This is a genomic window from Bacillus sp. WC2507, from assembly GCF_052656125.1.
Genome location: NZ_JBQXPN010000001.1, coordinates 5,105,001 through 5,129,171, shown reverse-complemented (window position 1 = coordinate 5,129,171; position 24,171 = coordinate 5,105,001). Strand labels below are relative to the sequence as shown.

Below are 24,171 nucleotides of genomic sequence, written 5' to 3'. Positions count from 1 at the left end.
CTAGTCAAAAAAATAAACTAGTTTTTTTTATTTTTTTTGTAAATTATTTTTCCATCAATCATGGTTAGTACAGGCTTGGCTAAATAATGGAAAGGATGATGAGTCCATAACACGAGATCAGCGTCTTTTCCAACCTCAATGCTTCCAATTCTATCCTCTAAACGTAAATTTCGCGCTGGAAATATAGTGATTCCTTCTAGTGCAGTTTTTTCGTCTAATCCTTCCCTTACTGCGACAGCAGCACAAACATTTAAATATTGAATGGGTGTATAAGGGTGATCTGTTGTGATAGAAACTTCCACTCCATTTTTTGATAATATATGGTAAGTATCCCATGTTTTGTTTTTTAGTTCGATTTTAGAACGGCGTGTAAGAGTGGGGCCAACGGAAACCTTCAAATTGTGTTTCGAAAGCTCTTCAACAATAAAGTGTCCTTCTGTACAATGTTCAATGCGTAAATCGAGATTGAATTCTGTTGCAAAGCGTAGAGCAGAACTAATATCATCTGCTCGGTGAGCGTGGATACGCACGGGTATTTCGCGGCGTAATGCTTTTAAGATAGGAAGCATTCGAAAATCAGCTTCATGCCCGTAGTGCTGTGCTTCATAAAATGATTCCCGAAGTAATCCCATAATTCCCATACGTGTTATGGATTCTTTCGTTCCATTACTATGGACCTTTTTAGGGTTTTCTCCAAAGGCAATCTTTAAGCCAGCAGGTTCTTGAATAATCATATGATCAATACAAGTTCCAGCTGTTTTTATTACACAAGTAGTACCACCGATAATATTTTGACTTCCTGGCATAACATGAACAGTTGTGATTCCGTTTTGTACAGCATCTTGAAATGCAATATCAAAAGGGTGGATTCCGTCCAAAGAACGGATATGTGGTGTTGAAACTTCAGATGTTTCATTTGCATCATTGCCAGCCCAACCAGTACCTTCATCATAGAGACCAAGATGAGTATGGACATCAATAAATCCAGGTAAGAGATGAAGAGCACGCGCGTCTATAACTGTCATATCTTGAGTAGGTTGAATGGAAGGCTTGACCTCAGCAATTCGTTCTCCTATAACGAGTACATCCCCTTGAAATTTCGAGGATGTAATAGGATAGACAATGGCTTGTTTGAGCAATATTTTCATAGGTACCTCATTTCTGTTACTTTATAATGTTAATGGAATTTAAGGGGAAGTAACTGAAAGATTATTTGTGTAATAATGCTCCGGATTCTAGAAAATGAAGGTTTTGAAAGGGCCCCTGTAAAACTGTGTTTTAGAAGTACTACATTGTATGCGAAAGTATATTTTGTAATGCATGGTCTACTGTTGGAAATGTGTATTGATACCCATGTTCAATTGCTTTAGTAGGTAATACATGTTGTCCTTCTAGTACAAGTATACTCATCTCACCCAATAAAGTGTGAAGCATAAATGAAGGGACAGGTAACCAATGAGGTTTTTTCATTATAGTTGCAATGGTTTCTCCAAATTCCTTCATTCTTATAGGTAGGGGAGCCGTAATGTTAAAAGGTCCATCAACTTCTTCTTTGTGTATGATGAAATCAATTAGGCGAACGACATCATCTATATGAATCCATGATAACCATTGGTTTCCAGATCCAATTGTACCTCCGATATAGAATTGATAGGGGAGTAGCATTTTTGGAAGAGCTCCTCCGTCTGCGCCTAATACAACTCCAAGTCTTGCGTAGATTGTTCGTATTCCGAGAGAACGTGCTTTAGATGCTTCTTGTTCCCATGAATATACTGTATTTGCTAAAAAGTCATTTCCAGGAGTCTCATGCTGTTCTGTAAAAGACTCGGTTTCAGAAGTGCCATAGTATCCAATGGCACTTGCGTTAATAAATGTGCTTGGTTTTGTATTTAGTTTTTGCAATTGTTTAATGAGTCCTTTTGTTGTTTGAATTCTACTGTTTAAAATGGATTCCTTTTGTTTCTTTGTCCACCTACTATTAATAGACTCTCCAGCTAGATTAATAACTACATCAATAGAGGAGAGGGGGAAGATTTGTAAATCTGGTGTCCATTGTACGTATTGAAGGTTAGGATGTGAAGTTTCAGTAGTTTTGTTTCGAGTAAGAATGTAAACAGTATATCCTTTTTGAATAAAAAAAGTAGAAAGGTATTTACCGATAAAGCCGGTACCACCAGAAATTGCGATTCTCACAATTATTTCCTCCTCATTATATATATTCTTGAAAAGCAAAAACGTTCCTTGACTATGGTGAACTACCCACCACTTAGTATCTCTTACGAGCTGACTTGAAGTGGGGGCTTCTCGGTTCATCGCTACTTTTGATAGCTAACGAATTTGTCTTAAGACAGCCGAGCTAACTCCCTTGTTCCAAAGGTTATTTTTTACGGTTTATATCAATGCGAATAACCGCATCGCTTCCTTTTTGATATTGATCGCTGCGTTATAGTCACGACTGATTGTTAGTCCACACGAACACGCATACGTACGTTCAGATAGTGACATTTCTTTTTTGTTTCCACAACGACTACACATCTTTGTAGAAGGAAACCATTTATCTATTTTCACAAGCTGTTTTCCTTGTTCTTGTAGCTTATATGCTAAAAATGTCGTGAACATCCCCCAGCCGTTATCAGCTACACTCTTACCAAAGCGAAGTGCTCGTGACATTCCTTTCATATGTAAATCTTCGATTGCTACAACGTCAAAATGAGTAGCCAATTCTTTAGACTTGTGATGAAGGAAATTCTTACGTTGATTTGCGACCTTTTCATGCAGCTTCGCTACACGAATGCGTTGTTTATTCCAGCGTACCGAATCTTTCACACGTCTGGCTAATACTCGTTGTGCCTTCGCTAGTTTGTCTAACATCTGATGATAAAAGCGAGGATAATTGGCTTTCTCATCTTCGCTACTCACATATAATTCAGCCATTGCAAAGTCTAATCCAACTACACTTTGTACTTCTTTTTGTACAATCTCTTTTTTATATTCAGTCAAGATAGACACATAGTATTTACCGGTAGGTGTCATCGAAATCGTACAAGATTTGATGATATGATTTGGCGGTATCTCCCTATGTTGCTTCAGTTTCACCATTTGCAATTTCGGTAATTTGATATAACCATGAAATAACATAATATTTCCGTTTACGCGATTCGTTGTATAAGATTTTCTACTCTTTCTACTTTTGAATGTAGGAAAATCACTTTGACCACTAAAAAAGTTCTTATACGCAGTTTGCAAGTTTAATTGCGCGTTAGCCAATGCTAAGGAATCGACCTCTTTAAGCCATTCATACGCCACTTTGTATTTCGCAGGAGTAGGGAATTTTTGTTTCTTCAGCTCTTCCTTGTTCTCTTTATATGTTTCGTATATTTCTTTCCGCTCAGCCAGCATTTTATTATACACAAAGCGTACACATCCGAACGTTTTACGTATGAGATGAGCTTGTTCTTCTGTAGGATACAGACGAAATTTGTACGCCTTATTCTGCTTTAGCATTTCCATTCACCTCAGTTTTCGCTTCATTTCCCATAAGCTATGACGGTGATCACACAACCTGAATATTACATTATTATTATCTACTTTCATTGTTATACCAAACTTTACCTCTTATAAGAATGATTATATCAGAGGCAAAAAAAATCAGAAAACCAAATGTTTGGCTACGCCAAACCGAAATTCATCCCCCACCTACCGCTAGACTATCGTCTTTCACACGCCCCAGGAAGGAGACTTCTTTCGGATAATACGTTAAAATAATAGAGAGGTGAGAGTATGGCTGTCATTACAAAAATAGAAGTGCAAAAACGATCGAAAGAACGGTTTAATATTTATATTGATAAAGGTCAAGGTGAAGAGTACGGGTTTAGTGTGAATCAAGTAATCTTAATAAAACACGGATTACAAAAGGGCTTAGAAATTGATGAAATAGCGTTAGGAAATATTTTGTACAATGAAGAGGTACAAAAAGCATATTTACAAGCAATCTCCTATTTATCCTATCAAATGAGAACGAAACAAGAAATAGAAGATTTTTTACGAAAAAAAGAAGTGGGACAGTCCATCATCTCTGAAGTCGTTTCGAAATTATTACATGACCGATATATTAATGATAAAGAGTACGCTGTTTTATATACGAGAACACAAAGTAATGTGAATCGAAAAGGTCCCACTGTTATTAAAAGAGAGTTGTTAAATAAAGGAGTTCAGGATCTAATTATTACGCATAGTTTACAAGAATATCCGAAGGAAAAGCAAATTGAGAATGCTTTACATCTTATAGAAAAGAAGAAAAGATCTTATCAAAAACATTCCTTTTTACAAATGAAGCTAAAGTTAGACGAAATGCTTGTTCGTAAAGGGTATTCTAGAGATGTGATTCAAATTTGTTTGGAAGAATTGAAAGACGAAAAAGATGACGAACAGCAACAAGAAGCGTTACACTATCATGGGAATAAATATTATGAGAAATATAAGAAGTATGATGGCTGGACATTTGAAAATAAGATGAAACAAGCGCTATATCGCAAAGGATTCTCTATTGATGAGATAGAGATATTTTTGCAAATGAAACGTGAAGAGGGATGAGGGGAATAAGATGAATATGCCAAAGCGCTACAGTGAAATGACACCACATGAGCTAAGGGAAGAAATTGGGGTTTTGAAAGAGCAAGCAATAAAGGCAGAGCAGCTCGGAATTGTAAATGAGTTCGATGTATTAATGAGAAAGATGGCAATGGCTCGTGCTTATATGACTGACATAAACAAATTCCATATTGGTGAGACATATGAATTGGTAGAAGAACCTGGTATATTATTTGAAATTACGTATTTCAATGGGGTATTTGCTTGGGGACATAAGCAAAATGATAATGAAGAGATTGGAATACCAATTTCCTTATTACAAGAAAAATAAAAACCAGAGAGCGAATATCTCTCTGGTTTTCATCTTTGGTAGGCGTTACAGGAGATAGGAGATTCTAAAATTGGCGTTTCTTACATTCATTTGCCAATATAATGAGAGACTGGGTTTGTTGCGTCTGTCCGTTAACTTGCGCTTTAGCATGTTTCGGACGAGTCCACGTATGGTTAAATAATTCAGAACGACTATCTAAGCGATCACGGTAGCTCATCTTTATCACCTCGTGTAGGAAGTTAATTTAATTTGTACTACTCTTCCTGCTGATTTGCAGCACGCATACGTTCTTGTGGGTGCGTGTTAATTGTGCCGTTAGGTCGTTTCGAAGCGAAGCGTGATTTCGCTTTCGGTTGACCGTCGATTTTGCTGTTGTTTTTTGACTCAGACCAAAATTCGGCTTGTTTACCCATTGCGAACGCCCTCCTCATCATCAGTTGATACCTCTTTAAGAAGTATCACTTATAGAATGTGCAAAATAGAAGAAACTATCCTTTAGAAATGAAGGGATAATTAGGTAAAAGGAGACTAGAACATGAATGATATTTATGAAGCATTAACGAAAGAACTATTAGACAAAAATGACAAGCTTTCTTACGCACAGGCTCGTGCGTGGGTTGAATTACTGTGGGAAGACTTTCGAACAACTTATGCGAAATCCGGTCGTTATCAAGGAGAGGAAATGACTGAACAAGTGGTTCGATCATGGATTAATAATCATGGAGGACGCCTTCATGAAATGCGTACAAATAATCCGAAATATAGCCATTTAATTAATCAAGAAGATCATTTGAAACATTAAAAAAAGCGACTTAAGTCGCTTTTTTTAATGTGGAAGTAATTCCAGCTTTTTTCGAAGTTTTTCTTCACTAAAAATCCATCCTGTATAGGAACTAATAATATTTAAATTTTGATCGAGTTGAACAATTGCAACGAATGGATAATAATCTTTACTGCGATATCGCAAATCAATGAATCGAACTTCGTAATAATGATCATAATCGAAAATGTCCCAGCGATACACAGGAGAGAAAGATAGAAATGCTGAGATGTTTTCATCTTGTTTAGCAGCGCGCATAATAGCATTATCTGGGAACGGTACCCGATCGAACTTATCGTATAGCATGATGTTACCACGATGCCATCTAGCAACGTAGTAATAATCAGTTGTAACGATTGCTAAATGATAATGATAAAATCGATAAGAAGGAGAAATGATGATCTTCTCAACGTTATTGAAACGTTTATATACGACGCTACGTATGTTTCTATGCATCATAATCCGTCCGATGTAGTAAACAGTCATCAATATATACGCTGCTAAGGCAGTATACCCTTTATGGGAACCTACGAGCATACAAGCAATTGCGAGTATATGGATAAAGAAAATGACGGTATCAAATGTATTAATGATGCCGAGTGCTACCCATTTTTTTGTGAAGGGCCGTAATGCCTGTGTACCGTAAGCATTGAAAATATCTACAAAGACATGAAGAAAGACGGCAATAAATGACCAAAGTAGTAGATGCAAATATGGAGCTTCTGAAAAGAAGGCGAAAGAGATGCCACTTATAAGGAATGACCAAAGAATCACTGCAGGAATGGAATGAGTAATACCACGATGATTTCTTATATATTTAGCGTTATTACGCAATTTTAAAACTGTATCGATGTCAGGAATATTGGAACCGGCAATTGTAGCAAGCATAACTGCTTGTGGCCCAATATCACTTTGTGCTATGGCTGGGTCTAATGTAGCCAAACTGCCTAGAGTAACGCCCATAACAAGGTGAGTGGCTGTGTCCATAGAAATCCACCTCCGTTTTTTATTAATGTAACTCTTTTTATTCGATACCTCAAGTCCTTTGCCTTCTATTTCCTATGTCATCTTACTTAAATTTTTTCCTAAAATCTTTATAATAGTACTTATATGCAAAAAAATGAGGGGGATCAAGTTTGACACTTGAAATTTTAAATAATTTTAACATAGAGCAGTTTCAAAATGATTTAATTGGTTGGTTTGAAAAAGAGCAACGCGACTTACCGTGGCGTAAAAATAAAGACCCATATCGTGTTTGGGTTTCGGAAATTATGTTACAGCAAACAAGGGTAGAAGCTGTAAAACCATATTACGCGAATTTTATGGGGAAGTTTCCTACTCTAGAGGCTTTGGCAAATGCGGATGATGAAGAAGTATTAAAAGCATGGGAAGGTTTAGGGTATTATTCTAGAGCGAGAAATTTACATGCAGCAGTAAAAGAGGTAAAAGAAGTATATGGCGGGATAGTACCGAGTGATGTAAAGAAAATTGAAAAGTTAAAAGGAGTCGGACCATATACAAAAGGTGCTATTTTAAGTATCGCATATGGTATACCAGAGCCAGCAGTTGACGGAAATGTTATGCGTGTATTATCTCGCATTTTATCCGTGTGGGATGACATTGCAAAACCGAAGACTAGAAAAGTGTTTGAAGAGATTGTGCGTGAAATTATTTCGGCTGAAAATCCATCTTATTTTAATCAAGGTTTGATGGAATTAGGAGCACTGATTTGTATTCCTAAAAATCCAGCATGCTTACTTTGTCCTGTACGTGAGCATTGCAGGGGATATGCTGAAGGTGTTCAAAAGGAATTACCAGTAAAAAGTAAAGCGAAGGCTCCTACGATGGTACCGATTGTTGCAGGAGTACTTCAAACAGAAGATGGTCGTTACGTCATTAATAAACGTCCAAGTACCGGTTTATTAGCTAATATGTGGGAGTTTCCGAATATTGAACTTGGCGAAGGGATTCGTAATCAGAAGGAACAGCTTATAGATTATATGAAAGAAAAATTTGAGATTTCGATTTCTATTGAAGAATACGCGATGAATGTACAACATACGTTTACACATCGGACTTGGGATATATTCGTATTTTACGGAAAAGTAACTGGTGAAATTGTTGAAACAGATACATTGAAATTTGTATCGAAAGAAGCATTTGAACAGTTACCTTTCTCTAAATCGCATCGTACGATTTATGAGAGTTGCGTTGAGAAAATTACAATGCAATAAACAAAAAAGTGTTCCCTAAATTGGGAACACTTTTTTAATCGTAAGAAATTTTTGTCCCATGAGTCCAACTAGCTTCACCTTCTTGTAAGCCGCCTCTTGATTCAATTTCTATAACAATTTCTTTATAAATACTTTGTCCTTCTGCGTTTAAATAGGGCAGAATCTGTTGTAATGAATGATGAAAATAAGCTAATTCATCTTCTTTCCATTCATTTTTTGAAAGCATCGTTAGTTCAGTCATATCGCGTCCTATATACATATTTCCACCTCCATTTTCTATAGTTTGAATGAGTAATAAGAGATATATGCGGAATTTTTTTAAAGAAAATTACGGATAGCTTCTAAGTGAATTGGTTACATTATTGGTTGTGGAGGTGAGAAAGATGAGTAAAAAACAACAAGGTTATAACAAGGCAACTTCTGGTGCTAGCATTCAAAGTACAAATGCTAGTTATGGTACAGAGTTTGCGACTGAAACAAATGTACAAGCAGTAAAACAAGCAAACGCACAATCAGAAGCAAAGAAAGCGCAAGCTTCTGGTGCACAAAGTGCAAACGCTAGTTATGGTACAGAATTTGCAACTGAAACAGATGTGCATGCTGTGAAAAAACAAAATGCACAATCAGCTGCAAAACAATCACAATCTTCTAGTTCAAATCAGTAATGAAAGAAAAACACTTCTCTAATTCGTGAGAAGTGTTTTCTTTGTGCTTTGGTCATGGTAATGAAAATAAAGCGAACGACATAACTTCTAATAAGTCAACAAATGTAGTCAAAGGAGAAGGAAGTTAAAGATTAGAAATATGTAATGAGGAATAATAACTGATAAATAAGTCCAAAAGGGGGTAAGTAATGAACGATTTTGATAAGTTGGTAGGAGAGCAATTGGAAACGATGGATGAGTTGTTGAAGTTACAAGCTCATCTAGAGAAGTATCAGCAAATTGAAATGAGCGAAAAGGATACGTGCGATAAAAAGGAATTACATTTTATCCGCCAAGAAATATATAGAACAGAATTAGCGTTAAAGCTGTTACATGAGAAGTTTGAAAAGCAAACAAATAGTGTGATTCAATCTTTTGAAACTGAAAAAATGATTTCGAATTTAGGATAAGATATATTGTTACCTTTCGGTGCAAGGTCCTTCTTTACATAGAAATAAGGAAGGGCTTTTTCTATTCCAATTTCCTCGTTTGTAAATAATTCAGCGAAGACACCGTCTCCTAAGAAGATTAGGGATATGGTATTCAGTGTGAAAAAATAGAGTCTTGTCGCTTTAGTTTTAAAATTTCGACAAAAAAGTTATAATAGAAAAAAAGTGAATGCAGTTCAAAGGGCATTTGCAGTTGAAAGAAGGGAGCATATATGGGATTTCCCAACGAAGGAGAAAAAGTACAAATACATAGTTATAAACATAATGGCTCCATTCATAGAATGTGGGAAGAGACAACAATTTTAAAGGGGACACAGAGTCTTGTGATCGGAGCAAATGATCGTACAGTAGTGACAGAATCAGATGGCCGAACATGGATTACTCGTGAACCAGCAATTTGTTATTTTCATGCAAACTATTGGTTTAATGTGATTGGAATGTTAAGGGAAGAGGGAGTATATTATTATTGTAATTTAAGCTCACCGTTTGCATATGATTCCGAAGCATTGAAGTACATTGATTATGATTTAGATATTAAAGTGTATCCAGATATGACATATACACTTTTGGATGAAGATGAGTATGAAAAGCACAGTCAAATTATGCAGTATCCACCTGTTATTGATACCATTTTAAAACGAAATGTAGCACAATTAACACAATGGATTCATCAAAGAAAAGGGCCATTCGCGCCAGATTTCGTAGATATGTGGTATGAAAGATATTTAATGTACAGAAATTAAAACAAACCTGCAGGGGATTTCCCGGCAGGTTTGTCCTATTAGAGGGGGGATTATGTGCAAGGCATAAAAAGATATTTGCAATTTGTTAAACCGTATCGATGGCTTATTGCTATTACGATTATGATTGGCCTAGTTAAATTCGGCATCCCGCTTATTATGCCGTGGTTATTAAAATATATTATCGATGATGTAATTCAAGGCGGAGGGTCACTTCAAGATAAAACGTCCCAATTAGTAACAGCCGTTGGAATTGCTTTTTTTATTTTTGCAGTATTAAGACCGCCAATTGAATATTATCGTCAATATTTCGCACAGCGTATCGCAAATACAATACTGTATGATTTGCGAAAGCATATTTTTGGTCATTTGCAAAAGTTGAGTTTACGCTATTATTCGAATACAAAAACAGGGGAGATTATTTCACGTGTCATTCATGATGTAGAACAAACGAAGGACTTTGTAATTACTGGTTTGATGAATGTTTGGTTAGATACGGCAACAATTGCTATTGCTATTATCGTTATGTTTTCTATGAATATAAAATTGACATTTGTTGCGCTTTTAATTTTACCTATTTATGTAGTGGCAGTGAAATATTTTTTCGGGCGTCTTCGAAAATTGACGAAAGAGCGTTCACAAGCGTTAGCAACGATGCAAGGATATTTACATGAACGTATTCAAGGGATGCAAGTGACACGTAGCTTTGCATTAGAAGAGTATGAGGGGAAGCAGTTTGAAAAAAGAAATAATGAATTTTTGACGAAAGCATTAACCCATACGAGTTGGACGGCGAGAACATTTTCGGCAGTAAATACGTTAACAGATTTAGGCCCGTTACTTGTGATTGGTTTTGCAGCATATGAAGTGATTCAGGGGCAGTTAACATTAGGGACTATGGTTGCCTTCGTTGGATATATGGATAGTTTGTATAGTCCGCTTCGCCGCCTTGTTAATTCATCTACAACATTAACGCAGTCTTTTGCATCGATGGATCGAGTATTTGAATTGTTAGATGAAAAATATGATATTGTCAATGTACCAAGTGCGGTACAAGTGAAAAAATTAAATGGTGAAGTGATATTTGATAATGTATCTTTTCGTTACAATTCGGATGAAAAAGAGATATTACATAACCTTTCGTTAACTATGTTACCAGGAGAGAAGGTAGCACTTGTAGGAGCGAGTGGGGGAGGGAAGTCATCTCTTGCTAGTTTAATCCCGCGTTTCTATGATGTTTCTTCAGGTGCAGTTTATGTAGATGGGATAGATGTAAGAAAGTATGATATGAGAAATTTACGTAGTCATATTGGAATTGTACTGCAAGATAATTTATTATTTAGCGATACAATCGGAGCTAATATTTTATATGGAAATCCGAAAGCTACAGAGGAAGAAGTGATTTCAGCTGCCAAAGCTGCACAAATTCACGATTTTATTATTGAGTTACCTGATGGTTATGATACTGTAGTTGGGGAACGTGGTGTGAAGTTATCCGGTGGACAAAGGCAACGTGTAGCGATTGCACGAGTGTTTCTAAAGAATCCATCATTACTTATATTAGATGAAGCAACGTCTGCTTTAGATTTAGAAAATGAACGATATATTCAACAGGCGCTTCAGACGTTAGCTGCTGATCGGACGACGATTATAATCGCACATCGATTGGCGACGATTACGCATGTTGATACGATTATTTACATTGAAGATGGTGAAATTAAAGAAACAGGTTCTCATGAAGAGTTAATGAAAAAAAGAGGATTTTATTACAATTTATATCAACTTCAACACATAACAGAAACAGCTCCTTTAGCGTAAAAGGAGCTGTTTTCTTTATTCGTCTTCTTTTTTATCGTCGATTTGGAGTTCTGCTTCTGGTTTATGGTATGTGTAGAAGCTATCCACAAGTAAATCTAAATGCTCTACTTCTTCACTATAGTTAATAATGGCAGAAATAAGAGGGAAGAGGTGTAGCCATGTTTTATACGCTTCCTCATCGTCTTTGTTTTGATAATCCATAAAGATATCAATTAATTCTTGTTTACCTGTTTCAACTTCATCAAGCATTTCAACGGATTGTTGTTTTTTTGCTTTACCAATAAATTTTAATAAAACTTGTTCATGATAATGCGTTAATGAATCAAGTTCGTTTTGGATAGATTCCTGAAATTCTTCTGGCATATAGCGCAGTTCATTTTCAGTACGATGTAATGATTTTAACGTACTTAAAGCACGGCTTGTCGTCGCTAACATTTGTCTGAATAAAACGAGCTTACGAATTTTTGCGAACTTTACTTTTTTCGTGTAGCTTCTTTCTTCTTTATACAGCAAATAGTAATGGTTTAGTTTGATCATTTTTTCTTTCATACGATCAATATCAGTTTTTAGCGTTGTAAAATCAGAAGCTTGCCTGCTATTCATTCGAATCCATTTTACAATTTCTTCTGTATTATCAACGATACGATGATATAGCTTTGTTTCGTATTTTGGCGGCATAAACACTAAATTTACAAGTGAAGCTGCAATAATCCCAATCATAATCGTCGCAAAGCGAAGTAAGGCAAAACTAAAGAAATCTTCGCCCTGATACTCCATAATGGCGATAACTGTTACTAAAGCAATTGATATTGTGTTTTCTAATCGTAATTGCAGTGTAAGAGCAATTACTAATATACATGTTAATCCAATAATAAAAGGATTATGTCCAAAAGCAGTAGCAAATACGATAGCGAATATCGCGCCAATGACGTTTGCTTGAATTTGTTCAAGTGCAGTTAAATACGAACGGTATACAGACGGTTGAACAGCGAAGATAGCTGAGATTCCCGCAAATACCGGACTCGGTAATTGAAGTAAAATACAAGCAAATAAAGCTAATGTGATGGCAATACCCGTTTTTAAAATGCGAGCACCAAGTTTCATACCCTTAATAAGATCCTTTCTCTTGTCATAATGAATGTACAACATGATACTATACATTCATTACAATATGTTAGCAAGTGATATTTTAGTGACGTTAATAAGAAATTAAGATTCATTTATAATTTTTCCTAATTTTTTTTAAACATCAATTTTTAGTAAAAAAACCTGCTGAATTTCAGCAGGTTTCAAATTGTTATTATAGATTACTATGAGAAGTGTACTTCGTCAATTTTTTCTTGAAAATGAAAATGAGGTATATCACTCTGTCGAGATAGATGGATCAGCCTGCTCTTTTTTCGGGATAATTTCAAAAAACTGGTGCTGCATATCATCGAGTAACGGTGTTAATAAAGCAACTTCCTCATATTGCTCATGCTCATTTAATACACGAATATAATCTAGCAATAACTCAGTCACATCTTGCACACCATTTTTACTAATTGATTGTAATGTAACATTTGCCCCTTTTGCGATTCTTCTTTTTAAGGCCTGTTCTGTTAAACCAAGGCTTGCATCATGACGTAAATAAACAACACCGCCAGTCATACCAGCACAGATCCATGGACCGGGATCCCCTAAAACAAGCGCTCGCCCATTTGTCATATATTCAAAAGCGAACCCTTTAATATTAGAGTATGCACCTATATTCCCTTGTTCTTTTTCACGGAGTGGCTTTGTTATTCGCCCTCCAATTATCATGTCTGCTCCAGAGAGGCGAATGCCAGCGCGAGCATCAGCGTTACCTTGAACGTATAGGGATCCTTTTTGTGCGCCGTATCCAAAACCTTTTCCGACAGAACCGTTATAATATATGCCGTCTTTTCCTTTTGCTTTCGTTATATAAATACCACCACCAAAGGAGGTTTTACCAATACCATCTTGTGCACCGCCATTTACGTGTATAAATAAGTTCTCACTATTGTAAGCGCCTAATCCATTTCCAGGAATAGAGCCATTCGTATACTTTAATGTAAGTGGTTCAAGTTTTGTGTCTTCATATAATTTACTACGAACGCGATAGCAAGATTCTAGACCACCCATAACGCGTTGCTCTACGCCGACGCCCACTAATTCTTTTGAGTGAGGGGAATGAACTGTTTCAAATTGTTTTTCCAGTACATATTCTGTTTTTGTAACAGATGGATGTTTTATCGTTTGTAGTAAATTACATAAGTTTAATGAATTTTTGCCTCGAACTTGCTCTAATAAATCGGAACGCCCAACAATGTCTTGTAAATTTGTATAACCAAGATTTCCTGTTAATCGTTTTAGTTCTACGCCAAAAGTGGTGAATAAATGTAATAATCCAGCAACGGCACTTTCTAATTCGCGTGGGACGAAGCGGCGTAATCCGTGTTCTTTCGCCTGAGCCTCAGACTCGATTTGTGTTGCGATGCCAACGTGACAAGTATCTAGGTGACATCCGCGGCAAGTTGTACAGCCGATTGCAATCATTGATAATGTGCCAAATCCGATGCGGTTTGCTCCAAGGAGCATGATTTTTAAGGCGTCATTTACACTTCGAATACCACCATCAGCCCAAATCTCTACGTTATGCCTCATATCGGCTTCTAGTAAAGCATTATGAGCAGCTTTAACCCCAATTTCTACAGGAAGGCCTACATGTTGCAATGCGTGAATGCGTGCAGCACCTGTACCACCATCAAATCCGCTAATGTTAATAAAATCAGCACCAGCTTTTGCGATACCGACAGCAATTGTTCCAATGTTAGGGACGACAGGGACTTTTACAGCTACTTTTGCAAGTTGATTAGCCGTTTTAATTTCTGTAATCATTTGAGCTAAATCTTCAATTGAATAAATATCATGGTTGTTAGAAGGTGAAATTAAATCTGAGCCAATTGTAGCATTACGTGCTTCAGCGATTTTGGCTGTTACTTTTGAACCTGGCAAATGTCCACCTTCACCAGGCTTTGCCCCTTGCCCGATTTTTATTTCAATTAAGTTTGATGAATTTAGTAGTTCGGCGTTTACGCCAAATCGTCCGGACGCAATTTGTTGTCCACGTGTATGTGGGTATTTTCCGATCATATCTTTAATTTCGCCGCCTTCACCGTTCAAACTAATCATATTTAGCTGATCGGCCGCTTCTGCATATGCACGAAAGGCAACTTCATTTTGAGAACCGAATGACATGGAACTAATAATAAATGGTAAATCATGATTGCGGATACCGATGGACACATCTTCAGTTGGAACTACCTGTTTTGTTTGTTTCGTTTGAATAAGGTGTCTAATTGCGATTGGGTTATTTTCTTCTAATTCACTTAACTTGTCACGGTAATCATCATAAGAGTTGCCTTTTGCGACATCGCCAATTGCTTTCCAAATTCGCGGAAATATGTGAAAAGATTTTCGCATTCTAATTTTAGGATTGTTATAATCATCCGCTCGCATTTGTGCATCTTCAGCAAGTGATTCAAGCGAAAAAGCTAAATCATTTGAACCGAAGAAATTCGTAATTTGTAATATATTTGCGATTTCCTCATGCAATCCGATAGAGGAATAGAGACGACCGTAACCACGCAATTCATGAATTCCAATTGTTGAAATGACTTTTTCCAGTCCTTTATTAAGAGCATTATACAAATTCATAATTGGTGTTTTTGTCCCATCATTGACGGTTGCAAATAATAAATATGGATTAATACTATCTGCTCCTAATCCATACAGTGTGACGATATCGTGTAAGGAGCGAAGGGCACCAGAACGTATAACGAGAGAACAGTTTCGGCGTAATTTATTTTCGCTTAATACTTGATGTACTTTAGCGGTAACTAAATGCGGATCAATCCATAACCGTTCATTTAGATGAGCGTTGGCATCGTCTATTAATAGTAGGGAAGCCCCATCGTTCACGGCTGTTATCGCTTCAGAACTAATTCGATTTAAGGCGCATTGTAAAGTTTCTGTCGGACTGAACGTAGCAGAAATTGTAGCGATAGAGCTATGAGTATTGAATAGCTGTATAAGTTGTTCGTACGTAATTGTGTGTAATTCCTCTGTGATAGATTGTGCTACACTTCCTTCTAAAATAATTGGAGAAAGCATCTCAACTACAAATGGCTGTTTAGCACCACTTAATAAACTTGGGCGCTCTCCAAGTATCGTTCGTGTGGAGAAGTGTTCGACCTCTCGATCGCGATCGATTGCTGGATTTGTAACAACGGCTACACTTTCCTTAATGAAGTCAGCGATATTTCGTCTATCAGTATCGAGTGCAGCAAGTGGTGAATCATGCCCCAGTGAGCGAATTGGCTCAACGCCTTTTGTTGCCATCTGTTCAAGAAGCTGAATATGTTCTCGGTCCCATCCGAAAGCAACGTATTGTTTTGTTTCAACTTGGACAGAATCACATAATCCCTGAATTTCTTCTGTTTTAGGGATAGATAAATTTAAATGATAATCTTTAGTATCAATTCGCTCTTTAAAACGGTTGTATACTTGGGTTTGGTATTTGTCATATTCATAAAGAACAAGTTCATCTCGTTCATTCCATTTTAATCCGACCTTTTCTCCAGGAGCGAGTGGTTTTGGTTCGGCTACATATTCAGTTGGTGATACAACTCCAGGTTCAGAAGAGAAAATATAAGAACTCTCTGTTTCCACTTTCCATACTGGTCGCAGTCCAAGGGAGTCGACACTGAAAACAGCTTCATCTTTATAACGTGAAATAATGCCAGCTGGCCCTTGTGCGAAATGCCCCCATGCTTCACGTATATACGTATATAAATCTTGTAAATGCGGTTCATAAAGTTTAATTTCATTAATAATTGGTGGGAATAGTATATCCATTGCTTCAAATAAACTGTAGTCGTATTGAACAAGTAGAGTTTCTAAGGTGCGGTTTAAATCTTGGGAGTCACTGCCCCCAGCAGTAAGTGGAACATGAATCATGTCAGCTTGATCGCGTAATTTTGCAATTGTGTTAATTTCACCATTATGTCCAAGGATGCTAAATGGTTGTACACGAAAAAAATTAGATAATGTATTAGTAGAATAACGGTTATGTCCTAGCGTCATAGTTGAAGCGATAAGTGGGTGTTGTAAATCGTTGTAATAGGCAACAAGTGTATCGCCAGCACCTAGAACTTTATATACAACATGATTACGACTTAATGAAGCAACATGAATCGCTTCGTTTTCCTCTATTTTTATCGTTACAGAAAATAATGTTCGCTCAATATTTTGAACTTCATTTTCTGCGATAAGGGCAACTTGCCAAAATAAAGGTTCTTCTTGTTTACCAAGTGGGCCGAGTGCATCGGAATTTATTACATCATCACTTTCAAAAATAATAGTGAAATTTTCGTTATTTAATTGCATACGAATATAATTTTTTAAAGTAGCAATATTTTCTTTTTTATTTAGAAAAAAATGTCCAACGATAAAGTGGGGATGATCCACAATCGTTGGATTGTATCCGTTATTTTTCAGCTTCTCATTCCAAAGTGCTTTTGGGACATCAACGTGAATTCCGATACCATCTCCTTCACCATTAATGAAACCAGCTCTATGATTCATTTTGACGAGTGATTGTATGCAAAGATCAATGTTCTCTTTCGTAGCAATTTTTCGTTTCTCCATAACGGAAACGATTCCACACGCATCATGTTCTGCATTTCTATAATCTCGAAATAAAGACGGTGTCCATGTATTTGTTTTATTGAGCATCCGTCAATCCCCCCTCTTATTAAAGTTTGAATAATCTTACTATTTAAGGCATGAACAGCCTTGTATACAAAGATAGTAAGGATATAAAAGAAAAATAAAACAGATAATTATGAATAATTATACTATTAATAAGGGATTTATGAAATAGAAAAAAGGAAAAAAGAAAGATGTGCTTTCTTTTTTCCTTTTCATTATAGGGATTATTTATTATCTGCTAAAGCAGCAAATGCTCTACCTACAGCTTCAATTGTATATTCAATATCTTCTTTTGTATGTTCTGTCGTTAAGAACCATGCCTCATATTTAGAAGGTGCTAAGTTAATACCTTCTTGAAGCATAAGCTTGAAGAATCTACCGAACATTTCACCATCTGTATCTTGTGCTGCATCGTAATCTTCAATTGTATTTGTTGTGAAGTATACAGTTAAAGCACCTTTTAGACGGTTTAATGTAATATCGATATTATGTTTTGCTGCTTGCTCTAAAATTCCTTTTTCAAGCATTGCACCAAGTTCATCTAATTTCTCATAAAGCCCTTCTTGTTGAAGAACTTCTAGACAAGCAATACCAGATGCCATAGAAGCAGGATTTCCTGCCATTGTACCAGCTTGATATGCAGGTCCTAGCGGGGCAACTTGTTCCATAATTTCTTTCTTACCACCGTAAGCACCGATTGGAAGTCCGCCGCCAATAACTTTACCAAGCGCTGTTAAGTCTGGGGTTACGCCAAGTAAGTCTTGAGCACCACCGTACATAAAGCGGAAAGCAGTAATAACTTCGTCGTAAATTACTAGTGCACCAGCTTCGTGAACAAGTTCATTTACTTTTTCAAGGAATCCTGGTTTAGGCTCTACAATACCGAAGTTTCCAACGATTGGTTCTACAAGGATAGCTGCTACTTCATGTCCCCATTTATCTAGTGCTTCTTTTAAAGTTTCTACATTATTAAATGGAACGGTAATAACTTCTTGAGCGATACTTTGTGGTACACCGGCTGAGTCAGGAGTTCCTAGCGTAGAAGGACCAGATCCAGCTGCTACAAGTACTAAATCAGAATGACCGTGGTAACAACCAGCAAATTTCATAATTTTTGTGCGGCCTGTGTAAGCACGAGCGACACGAATTGTTGTCATTACTGATTCAGTACCAGAGTTTACGAAGCGGACTTTATCTAATGCAGGCATTGCTTCTTTTAACATTTTTGCAAATTTTACTTCTAGCGCTGTTGGTGTTCCGTAAAGTACACCATTTTCAGCAGCTGTTGTAATTGCTTTTGTGATGTGCGGGTGAGCATGTCCAGTAATAATAGGACCGTATGCTGCTAAATAATCGATATATTTATTTCCGTCTACATCCCAGAAATAAGCACCTTTTCCGCGTTCCATAGCAACAGGAGCGCCGCCGCCAACTGCTTTAAAAGAACGAGAAGGACTATTAACGCCGCCAACGATATGTTCTAAAGCTTCTTTATGTAATGCTTCTGATTTTGTGAATTTCACTACAATTCATCTCCTTACAAAAATCTATGTATTATTCTAACATGTTTTTCGAAAAGACGTATTGTTTGTGATAGAGAAGGCAGTTGGGTAAACTATTCGTTGTGACATTTAGGAAGGGGGTCCGATTATGAAATCGGTAATTGAGGTACAAGGGTTACGTAAAGAATTTACAGCCTATTCAAGTCGTCCGGGTTTAAAGGGTGCATTTCGCGATTTATTAAATCGTAATTATAAAATAGTACCAGCAGTAAATGATGTATCGTTTACTGTAAAACAAGGTGAAATGGTTGGGTATATTGGTGAGAACGGTGCCGGTAAATCAACGACAATTAAAATGCTTACTGGAATTTTGACTCCGACATCAGGAGAAATTTTAGTAAACGGGATGAATCCACATAAGCAGAGAGAAGAATTTGTAAGAACAATTGGTGTTGTTTTTGGGCAACGCTCACAGCTTTGGTGGGATATTGCTGTACAAGAATCGTTTCGTTTATTAAAAAAAGTGTACGGTGTATCAGACGCTCAGTATAAAGAGCATATGGAGCACGTGATTGAAACGTTAGATATTGGTCCTTTATTAGATAAGCCAGTTCGAAAGTTATCTCTAGGTCAAAGAATGCGTTGTGAATTAGCGGCAGCATTAATTCATAATCCGCCGTTATTATTTTTAGATGAACCAACCATTGGGTTAGATGTACTTGTGAAATTGAAAATACGTGAATTTTTAAAAGAAATGAATGAACGTTATAAAACAACAATTTTATTAACAACCCATGATATTACTGATATTGAAGCTTTATGTGAGCGCGTTATCATGCTGGATGAAGGAAATATTATGTATGACGGTTCTTTAAATAATCTTCGTATGCAGTGGGGAGCAGAGAAGGAAATACATTTTCAATTTATTGCACCAGTTTCCTATCAGGCTTTATCAATGGTTATGCCAGATAGTCATGTCGTTTGGTCGAAAGCGAAAGAGGAAAACGCGTGGGTTGCAAAAATACCGAATGAAGAAGTTATCATTTCAATGCTTATTTCTAAAGTAGTACAAGCCTTTCAAATTAAAGATTTAAAAATTAACGAAGTGTCTACAGAGGAAATTATTCGTAACATTTATGAAGAAGGTATTAAACATGGGTAAGTACATTGAAATGATTCGGATTCGCTTTTTAATGATGCTTGCGTATCGTACAAACTATTATAGCGGGATTTTAATTTATACAATTAATATCGGTGCGTATTATTTTTTGTGGCAAGCAATTTATAGTGGAAAAGAGAATATTGAAAGTTTATCTATTTCGCAAATGACTACGTATATTGCAATTGCGTGGATGGCACGTGCCTTTTATTTTAATAATATAGACAGGGAAATTGCGATGGAGATTCAAGAAGGACGTGTAGCGGTAGAACTGATTCGTCCATATAACTATTTAGGCATGAAAGTGATGCAAGGTCTTGGTGAAGGAATATTTCGTTTTGCCTTCTTTTCAATTCCAGGCATGGTTATCGTTACCTTATTATTTTCATTGCAAATTACAACGAATTTTCAAACGTGGTTATATTTCTTCTTATCTTTAATATTTAGTTTTATTATTAATACACAAATTAATTTAATGACGGGAATGCTCACGTTCTTCCTATTTAATAATAGTGGAATTATGTATGCAAAACGTGTTGTTATTGATTTATTTTCAGGTCTATTATTACCAATTAGTTTTTATCCGTTATGGGCCCAGAAGGCAATGGTATTTTTACCGTTTCAGGCCATTAGTTATATTCCGAGTATGATTTTTTCAGAAGGTATACAAGGAAGTAAATTGTATGAGGCATTATTATTCCAAGTAATTTGGGCAATTGTACTTATTATTCCAATTGTACTCATGTGGAGAACGGCGAGAAAACGTCTAATTGTACAGGGGGGATGATGAGATGATATATATAAACCTATTTTTGCAATATGCAAGCCAATATATAAAAACAAAATTGGAGTATCGGGGCGATTTTATCGTTGGATTACTTTCTGATTTATCACTACAGGCTGTTAATTTAATCTTTATTCTCGTTGTATTTGGACATACACAAGCATTAAAAGGCTGGAGTAGAGAAGAAGTAATCTTTATTTATGGTTTCTTTTTAGTACCGTTTGCCATTTTCTCGGCTTTCTTTAACATATGGGACTTTAATGATCGTTACATTATTAAAGGGGAAATGGACCGTATATTAACGAGACCGATTCATAGTTTATTTCAAATTATATTAGAAAGAATGGAACTTGAATCTTTAATTGGAGCGATTACAGGAATGATTGTAATGGGCTACGCAGCTGTGGAGTTACAATTATCTTTTTACTGGTACGATTTCTTCTTATTCTTACTGATGGTAGGTGGAGGAGCACTTGTATATGGAGGGATATTTGTTACGCTTGCGAGTCTTGGTTTTTGGTCGGATGCGAAAAGTTCAATTATGCCGCTAATGTATAACATAGGTAACTATGGTCGCTATCCTGTGAATATTTATAACCGTGTGATTCGCTTCATTTTAACGTTTGTTTTACCATTTGCGTTTGTCGGAGTGTATCCGGCAGCATACTTTTTAAGAAAAACAGAGTGGAATAGCTATGCATTTGCAACACCATTCGTTGGTGTTATCTGTTTTACGATTGCAATTACTCTTTGGAATCAAGGGGTAAAAAGGTACCGTGGTGCTGGGAATTAATTATAGAAGCTTGTTTGTTTCTAAGGGATAAATCCAATGGCCGTCTCATACATATAAAATGAGGTGGAGGACATGTTATGGGGATTTATTCTATTACTTGCAACGATAGCTATTTTGAAGAGTGTCCAATTGTTATGGAGTTCCTATTCAGATTCAACGCGTTTTTTTTCGCTGTATAATTTAGCCACATTATTTTTGATTTATACAACTGTACTAATTGCGTTTGGATTAAGTTACGTTGTATTAGAGGAAATGGGTTTTGCAGTTTTGAAAGAGGATGGAGAAAGCTTGAACGCTCACTCTTTTCAACTTGTAGAAATTTGTTTATATTTTAGCGCGGTTACTTTATTGTCTGTTGGATATGGTGATATATCTCCGATTGGAATTGGGAGATGGATTGCAATTGCGGAAGCGCTAATTGGATATACATTACCGTTTGCTTTTGTGATGAGGTCTGTAATAGACAATGAAAAATAGGATAGCATTTGATATAGTAAAAGAAAAGAGTAGGAGTGATAACAATGATCACAGTAGGAGAAATGGCTCCAGAATTTACATTAGAGGGAAGTAACGGGGAACAAATTCGCTTAGCTGATTTTCGTGGTAAAAATGTAGTTCTATATTTTTATCCGAAAGATATGACTCCAGGGTGTACAACCGAAGCGTGTGATTTCCGTGATGCTTATGGATTATTTCAAGAGAAGGATACGGTTATTCTTGGAGTGAGTCCGGATCCGGCAAATAGACATTTGAAATTTATTGAGAAGCATGAACTTCCATTTACACTTTTAGTAGACGAGGATCATAAAGTAGCAGAATTATACGATGTTTGGAAGTTGAAAAAGAACTTTGGGAAAGAGTACATGGGAATCGAGCGTTCTACATTCCTTATTAATAAAGATGGTGAGCTTGTAAAAGAATGGCGTAAAGTGAAAGTGAAGGGACATATTGAAGATGTTCTTTCTTATATAAAGTAAATCTATGGTGGAGATAAAATATGTAAAAGTAAGGCAAGTGTCTATACATATTTTACTGTGTTACATAAAGTGAAGTGTAGGGCATACCTCCTCAGATGATAGTATTCCAAGTGCGATTATGTCGCACTTTTTTTCTATGTAAATGTATAGGAAATGGGGAAAGATACATAAGAATAAGGCTATATACAAAAATAAACCACATACTTATAGTAGAAATATTGACGATTTATAAGAAAAGGAGTACACTCTTTATAAGAATTATAAAATAATAATCCGTATAGAATCGGGGTGCATGACGGTGGTCAAAGAAGAATTAAAAGAAGCGCTAGAAATGCTGAAAAATACGGGTGTACGCATTACTCCACAGCGTCATGCTATTTTAGAGTACCTTGTGGAATCAATGACGCACCCAACAGCGGATGACATTTATAAAGCATTAGAAGGTAAGTTTCCAAATATGAGTGTTGCAACTGTCTATAATAACTTACGTGTGTTTAAAGAGGTTGGACTTGTAAAGGAATTAACTTATGGAGACGCTTCAAGTAGATTTGATTATGTTACAAGTCAACATTATCATGTGATTTGCGAAAAATGTGGTAAGATTGTTGATTTTCCTTATGGGGGCTTGGAACAGCTTGAAGAAGAAGCTGCGAAAACGACAGGCTTCGTTATTAATAGCCATCGCTTAGAAATTTATGGCGTTTGTCCAGAGTGTCATAAGGCGTAATATATAATAAAGAAAGAGGCTGACGGCTTTACGTCGACCTCTTTCTTTATTATATATGGGAATTACGTTAGGTTCAGGAGGATTTAAAATGTTAAGTGAAGAACCTAACTTAATTAAGGACAAATATAAAAGGTGATTTCTTGGTTAAGAAATCACCTTTTTAATAATTTGAAACCTCTTTAGTTTTTGTAAGGATACATTTTACTCGCTGTCCTCATATATACTTATGATTTATAGCTCTTCTTATTATATTTCTCATCAAATTCTTTTCCTTCTAGATTCCGATCCATTGTTAAAGGTTGATTGCAATGCATACATGCGTCGACACGACCGAGCATTTTTGTTGGCTTATCGCAGCTTGGACAAATAATTTGTACAGTTTTAGTAGATAACATGCCAATCCAAAAGTAAACAACAGTACTAGCGATAACAGCTAAAAAGCCAACCATCATAAATGTTGTCATAATAATAATGTTTTCACGGAAAAAGACTCCTAAATATGCAATGAAGAGGCCGATAAATACTAAACTTAATGCAAAGGTCCGGATTTTATTGATTTTGTTTGAATACTTAATGCTCATTTGCATCACACTCCTATAACAATAATATAACATAAAATTTAGAATTTTCACTCGTTCATAAATGTGATAAAGCGATGAGATATGAAATGTGGAGTATGATGAAGAATGACGGGAGGCTATAATGGTTTTTAGAACATGTTTTTAAACTTTTAACGGGATGTGAAATTTTTTTATAAAAAGTATTGAC

General features: G+C 36.2%; 25 protein-coding genes. 14 read left to right on the top strand and 11 right to left on the bottom strand.

The window, feature by feature from the left end:
• Positions 1 to 17: 17 nt before the first annotated feature.
• From ACUN28_RS26985 to ACUN28_RS26975, 3 genes are all read right to left on the bottom strand, one after another.
• Complete coding sequence (locus ACUN28_RS26985) at positions 18 to 1,148, bottom strand: amidohydrolase (RefSeq protein WP_016089424.1); 1,131 nt, start codon at positions 1,146 to 1,148, stop codon at positions 18 to 20.
• A gap of 139 nt (positions 1,149 to 1,287) precedes the next feature.
• Positions 1,288 to 2,193: a TIGR01777 family oxidoreductase gene (locus ACUN28_RS26980; protein ID WP_016089423.1), complete on the bottom strand. Its 906-nt coding sequence runs from the start codon at positions 2,191 to 2,193 to the stop codon at positions 1,288 to 1,290.
• Between the two features lie 198 nt (positions 2,194 to 2,391).
• Positions 2,392 to 3,504: an RNA-guided endonuclease TnpB family protein gene (locus ACUN28_RS26975; RefSeq protein WP_016089422.1), complete on the bottom strand. Its 1,113-nt coding sequence runs from the start codon at positions 3,502 to 3,504 to the stop codon at positions 2,392 to 2,394.
• 276 nt (positions 3,505 to 3,780) lie between these two features.
• Between ACUN28_RS26975 and recX the strand changes: the two genes are divergently transcribed.
• A complete protein-coding gene (recX, locus tag ACUN28_RS26970; RefSeq protein ID WP_016089421.1) occupies positions 3,781 to 4,593 on the top strand; it encodes a recombination regulator RecX in 813 nt (270 codons plus the stop codon).
• Positions 4,594 to 4,603: 10 nt separating this feature from the next.
• Positions 4,604 to 4,921, top strand: coding sequence for a YfhH family protein (locus ACUN28_RS26965; protein ID WP_001057030.1), 318 nt, complete (start codon positions 4,604 to 4,606; stop codon positions 4,919 to 4,921).
• A 64-nt stretch (positions 4,922 to 4,985) separates the two neighbouring features.
• Here the strand turns inward: ACUN28_RS26965 and ACUN28_RS26960 are convergent, their stop codons facing one another.
• Together ACUN28_RS26960 and ACUN28_RS26955 are read right to left on the bottom strand one after the other, a co-directional pair.
• Positions 4,986 to 5,138 (bottom strand): YpzG family protein, encoded by a 153-nt coding sequence (locus tag ACUN28_RS26960; protein ID WP_000122093.1) that lies wholly within the window; start codon positions 5,136 to 5,138, stop codon positions 4,986 to 4,988.
• Between the two features lie 37 nt (positions 5,139 to 5,175).
• On the bottom strand, positions 5,176 to 5,334 hold the full coding sequence (locus tag ACUN28_RS26955) for a small, acid-soluble spore protein K (protein ID WP_000517891.1): 159 nt from the start codon (positions 5,332 to 5,334) through the stop codon (positions 5,176 to 5,178).
• 122 nt (positions 5,335 to 5,456) lie between these two features.
• Between ACUN28_RS26955 and ACUN28_RS26950 the strand changes: the two genes are divergently transcribed.
• Positions 5,457 to 5,723, top strand: coding sequence for a YfhJ family protein (locus ACUN28_RS26950; protein WP_016089420.1), 267 nt, complete (start codon positions 5,457 to 5,459; stop codon positions 5,721 to 5,723).
• Between the two features lie 24 nt (positions 5,724 to 5,747).
• On the opposite strand, the gene ACUN28_RS26945 is transcribed toward ACUN28_RS26950, so the two are convergent.
• Positions 5,748 to 6,728 carry a metal-dependent hydrolase gene (locus tag ACUN28_RS26945; RefSeq protein ID WP_016089419.1) on the bottom strand — a complete coding sequence of 327 codons (981 nt, stop codon included), beginning with the start codon at positions 6,726 to 6,728 and terminating at the stop codon, positions 5,748 to 5,750.
• A gap of 149 nt (positions 6,729 to 6,877) precedes the next feature.
• Between ACUN28_RS26945 and mutY the strand changes: the two genes are divergently transcribed.
• Entirely contained in the window at positions 6,878 to 7,975 is a 1,098-nt protein-coding gene (gene mutY / locus ACUN28_RS26940; RefSeq protein ID WP_016089418.1) for an A/G-specific adenine glycosylase, read from the top strand.
• A gap of 34 nt (positions 7,976 to 8,009) precedes the next feature.
• Here mutY and ACUN28_RS26935 read toward each other — a convergent pair whose 3' ends face one another.
• The gene (locus ACUN28_RS26935) at positions 8,010 to 8,234 is read right to left on the bottom strand and encodes a hypothetical protein (RefSeq protein WP_016089417.1); all 225 of its coding nucleotides are present in this window, start codon (positions 8,232 to 8,234) and stop codon (positions 8,010 to 8,012) included.
• A gap of 124 nt (positions 8,235 to 8,358) precedes the next feature.
• Between ACUN28_RS26935 and ACUN28_RS26930 the strand changes: the two genes are divergently transcribed.
• From ACUN28_RS26930 to ACUN28_RS26915, 4 genes are all read left to right on the top strand, one after another.
• Positions 8,359 to 8,640, top strand: a complete 282-nt coding sequence (locus tag ACUN28_RS26930; RefSeq protein ID WP_000039039.1) for a gamma-type small acid-soluble spore protein — start codon at positions 8,359 to 8,361, stop codon at positions 8,638 to 8,640.
• Positions 8,641 to 8,828: 188 nt separating this feature from the next.
• Entirely contained in the window at positions 8,829 to 9,089 is a 261-nt protein-coding gene (locus ACUN28_RS26925) for a YgaB family protein (protein ID WP_016089416.1), read from the top strand.
• Between the two features lie 251 nt (positions 9,090 to 9,340).
• Positions 9,341 to 9,871 carry a nucleoside tri-diphosphate phosphatase gene (gene ntdP / locus ACUN28_RS26920; RefSeq protein ID WP_016089415.1) on the top strand — a complete coding sequence of 177 codons (531 nt, stop codon included), beginning with the start codon at positions 9,341 to 9,343 and terminating at the stop codon, positions 9,869 to 9,871.
• Positions 9,872 to 9,925: 54 nt separating this feature from the next.
• Positions 9,926 to 11,686: an ABC transporter ATP-binding protein gene (locus ACUN28_RS26915; RefSeq protein WP_016089414.1), complete on the top strand. Its 1,761-nt coding sequence runs from the start codon at positions 9,926 to 9,928 to the stop codon at positions 11,684 to 11,686.
• Positions 11,687 to 11,701: 15 nt separating this feature from the next.
• On the opposite strand, the gene ACUN28_RS26910 is transcribed toward ACUN28_RS26915, so the two are convergent.
• The 3 genes from ACUN28_RS26910 to hemL all read right to left on the bottom strand — a co-directional run bounded on the left by ACUN28_RS26910 (position 11,702) and on the right by hemL (position 18,984).
• Entirely contained in the window at positions 11,702 to 12,790 is a 1,089-nt protein-coding gene (locus ACUN28_RS26910; RefSeq protein WP_016089413.1) for an aromatic acid exporter family protein, read from the bottom strand.
• A 258-nt stretch (positions 12,791 to 13,048) separates the two neighbouring features.
• Positions 13,049 to 17,485 carry a glutamate synthase-related protein gene (locus ACUN28_RS26905; RefSeq protein WP_016089412.1) on the bottom strand — a complete coding sequence of 1,479 codons (4,437 nt, stop codon included), beginning with the start codon at positions 17,483 to 17,485 and terminating at the stop codon, positions 13,049 to 13,051.
• A 200-nt stretch (positions 17,486 to 17,685) separates the two neighbouring features.
• Positions 17,686 to 18,984, bottom strand: a complete 1,299-nt coding sequence (gene hemL / locus ACUN28_RS26900) for a glutamate-1-semialdehyde-2,1-aminomutase (protein ID WP_016089411.1) — start codon at positions 18,982 to 18,984, stop codon at positions 17,686 to 17,688.
• Between the two features lie 127 nt (positions 18,985 to 19,111).
• On the opposite strand from hemL, the gene ACUN28_RS26895 reads away from it, so the two are divergent.
• From ACUN28_RS26895 to perR, 6 genes are all read left to right on the top strand, one after another.
• Positions 19,112 to 20,125, top strand: a complete 1,014-nt coding sequence (locus ACUN28_RS26895) for an ABC transporter ATP-binding protein (RefSeq protein ID WP_016089410.1) — start codon at positions 19,112 to 19,114, stop codon at positions 20,123 to 20,125.
• Entirely contained in the window at positions 20,118 to 20,909 is a 792-nt protein-coding gene (locus ACUN28_RS26890) for an ABC transporter permease (protein ID WP_000521523.1), read from the top strand. Before ACUN28_RS26895 ends, ACUN28_RS26890 begins: the two co-directional genes overlap by 8 nt.
• A gap of 4 nt (positions 20,910 to 20,913) precedes the next feature.
• Positions 20,914 to 21,699: an ABC transporter permease gene (locus ACUN28_RS26885; RefSeq protein ID WP_016089409.1), complete on the top strand. Its 786-nt coding sequence runs from the start codon at positions 20,914 to 20,916 to the stop codon at positions 21,697 to 21,699.
• A 72-nt stretch (positions 21,700 to 21,771) separates the two neighbouring features.
• The gene (locus ACUN28_RS26880; protein WP_016089408.1) at positions 21,772 to 22,176 is read left to right on the top strand and encodes a potassium channel family protein; all 405 of its coding nucleotides are present in this window, start codon (positions 21,772 to 21,774) and stop codon (positions 22,174 to 22,176) included.
• 44 nt (positions 22,177 to 22,220) lie between these two features.
• On the top strand, positions 22,221 to 22,676 hold the full coding sequence (gene bcp, locus ACUN28_RS26875; protein ID WP_016089407.1) for a thioredoxin-dependent thiol peroxidase: 456 nt from the start codon (positions 22,221 to 22,223) through the stop codon (positions 22,674 to 22,676).
• A 298-nt stretch (positions 22,677 to 22,974) separates the two neighbouring features.
• A complete protein-coding gene (gene perR / locus ACUN28_RS26870) occupies positions 22,975 to 23,403 on the top strand; it encodes a peroxide-responsive transcriptional repressor PerR (RefSeq protein WP_000237831.1) in 429 nt (142 codons plus the stop codon).
• A 224-nt stretch (positions 23,404 to 23,627) separates the two neighbouring features.
• Here the strand turns inward: perR and ACUN28_RS26865 are convergent, their stop codons facing one another.
• Positions 23,628 to 23,984 carry a YgzB family protein gene (locus tag ACUN28_RS26865; RefSeq protein ID WP_000025063.1) on the bottom strand — a complete coding sequence of 119 codons (357 nt, stop codon included), beginning with the start codon at positions 23,982 to 23,984 and terminating at the stop codon, positions 23,628 to 23,630.
• Positions 23,985 to 24,171 lie beyond the last annotated feature (187 nt).

Coding starts and splice junctions, on each gene's coding strand:
- ACUN28_RS26890 (WP_000521523.1), top strand. CDS start 20,118: ATGGGTAAGTACATTGAAATGATTCGGATTCGCTTTTTAATGATGCTT.
- ACUN28_RS26985 (WP_016089424.1), bottom strand. CDS start 1,148: ATGAAAATATTGCTCAAACAAGCCATTGTCTATCCTATTACATCCTCG.
- ACUN28_RS26975 (WP_016089422.1), bottom strand. CDS start 3,504: ATGCTAAAGCAGAATAAGGCGTACAAATTTCGTCTGTATCCTACAGAA.
- ACUN28_RS26865 (WP_000025063.1), bottom strand. CDS start 23,984: ATGAGCATTAAGTATTCAAACAAAATCAATAAAATCCGGACCTTTGCA.
- ACUN28_RS26895 (WP_016089410.1), top strand. CDS start 19,112: ATGAAATCGGTAATTGAGGTACAAGGGTTACGTAAAGAATTTACAGCC.
- ACUN28_RS26885 (WP_016089409.1), top strand. CDS start 20,914: ATGATATATATAAACCTATTTTTGCAATATGCAAGCCAATATATAAAA.
- ACUN28_RS26935 (WP_016089417.1), bottom strand. CDS start 8,234: ATGTATATAGGACGCGATATGACTGAACTAACGATGCTTTCAAAAAAT.
- ACUN28_RS26945 (WP_016089419.1), bottom strand. CDS start 6,728: ATGGACACAGCCACTCACCTTGTTATGGGCGTTACTCTAGGCAGTTTG.
- bcp (WP_016089407.1), top strand. CDS start 22,221: ATGATCACAGTAGGAGAAATGGCTCCAGAATTTACATTAGAGGGAAGT.
- ACUN28_RS26905 (WP_016089412.1), bottom strand. CDS start 17,485: ATGCTCAATAAAACAAATACATGGACACCGTCTTTATTTCGAGATTAT.
- ACUN28_RS26925 (WP_016089416.1), top strand. CDS start 8,829: ATGAACGATTTTGATAAGTTGGTAGGAGAGCAATTGGAAACGATGGAT.
- ACUN28_RS26880 (WP_016089408.1), top strand. CDS start 21,772: ATGTTATGGGGATTTATTCTATTACTTGCAACGATAGCTATTTTGAAG.
- ntdP (WP_016089415.1), top strand. CDS start 9,341: ATGGGATTTCCCAACGAAGGAGAAAAAGTACAAATACATAGTTATAAA.
- ACUN28_RS26965 (WP_001057030.1), top strand. CDS start 4,604: ATGAATATGCCAAAGCGCTACAGTGAAATGACACCACATGAGCTAAGG.
- ACUN28_RS26960 (WP_000122093.1), bottom strand. CDS start 5,138: ATGAGCTACCGTGATCGCTTAGATAGTCGTTCTGAATTATTTAACCAT.
- ACUN28_RS26910 (WP_016089413.1), bottom strand. CDS start 12,790: ATGAAACTTGGTGCTCGCATTTTAAAAACGGGTATTGCCATCACATTA.
- ACUN28_RS26930 (WP_000039039.1), top strand. CDS start 8,359: ATGAGTAAAAAACAACAAGGTTATAACAAGGCAACTTCTGGTGCTAGC.
- recX (WP_016089421.1), top strand. CDS start 3,781: ATGGCTGTCATTACAAAAATAGAAGTGCAAAAACGATCGAAAGAACGG.
- ACUN28_RS26955 (WP_000517891.1), bottom strand. CDS start 5,334: ATGGGTAAACAAGCCGAATTTTGGTCTGAGTCAAAAAACAACAGCAAA.
- ACUN28_RS26950 (WP_016089420.1), top strand. CDS start 5,457: ATGAATGATATTTATGAAGCATTAACGAAAGAACTATTAGACAAAAAT.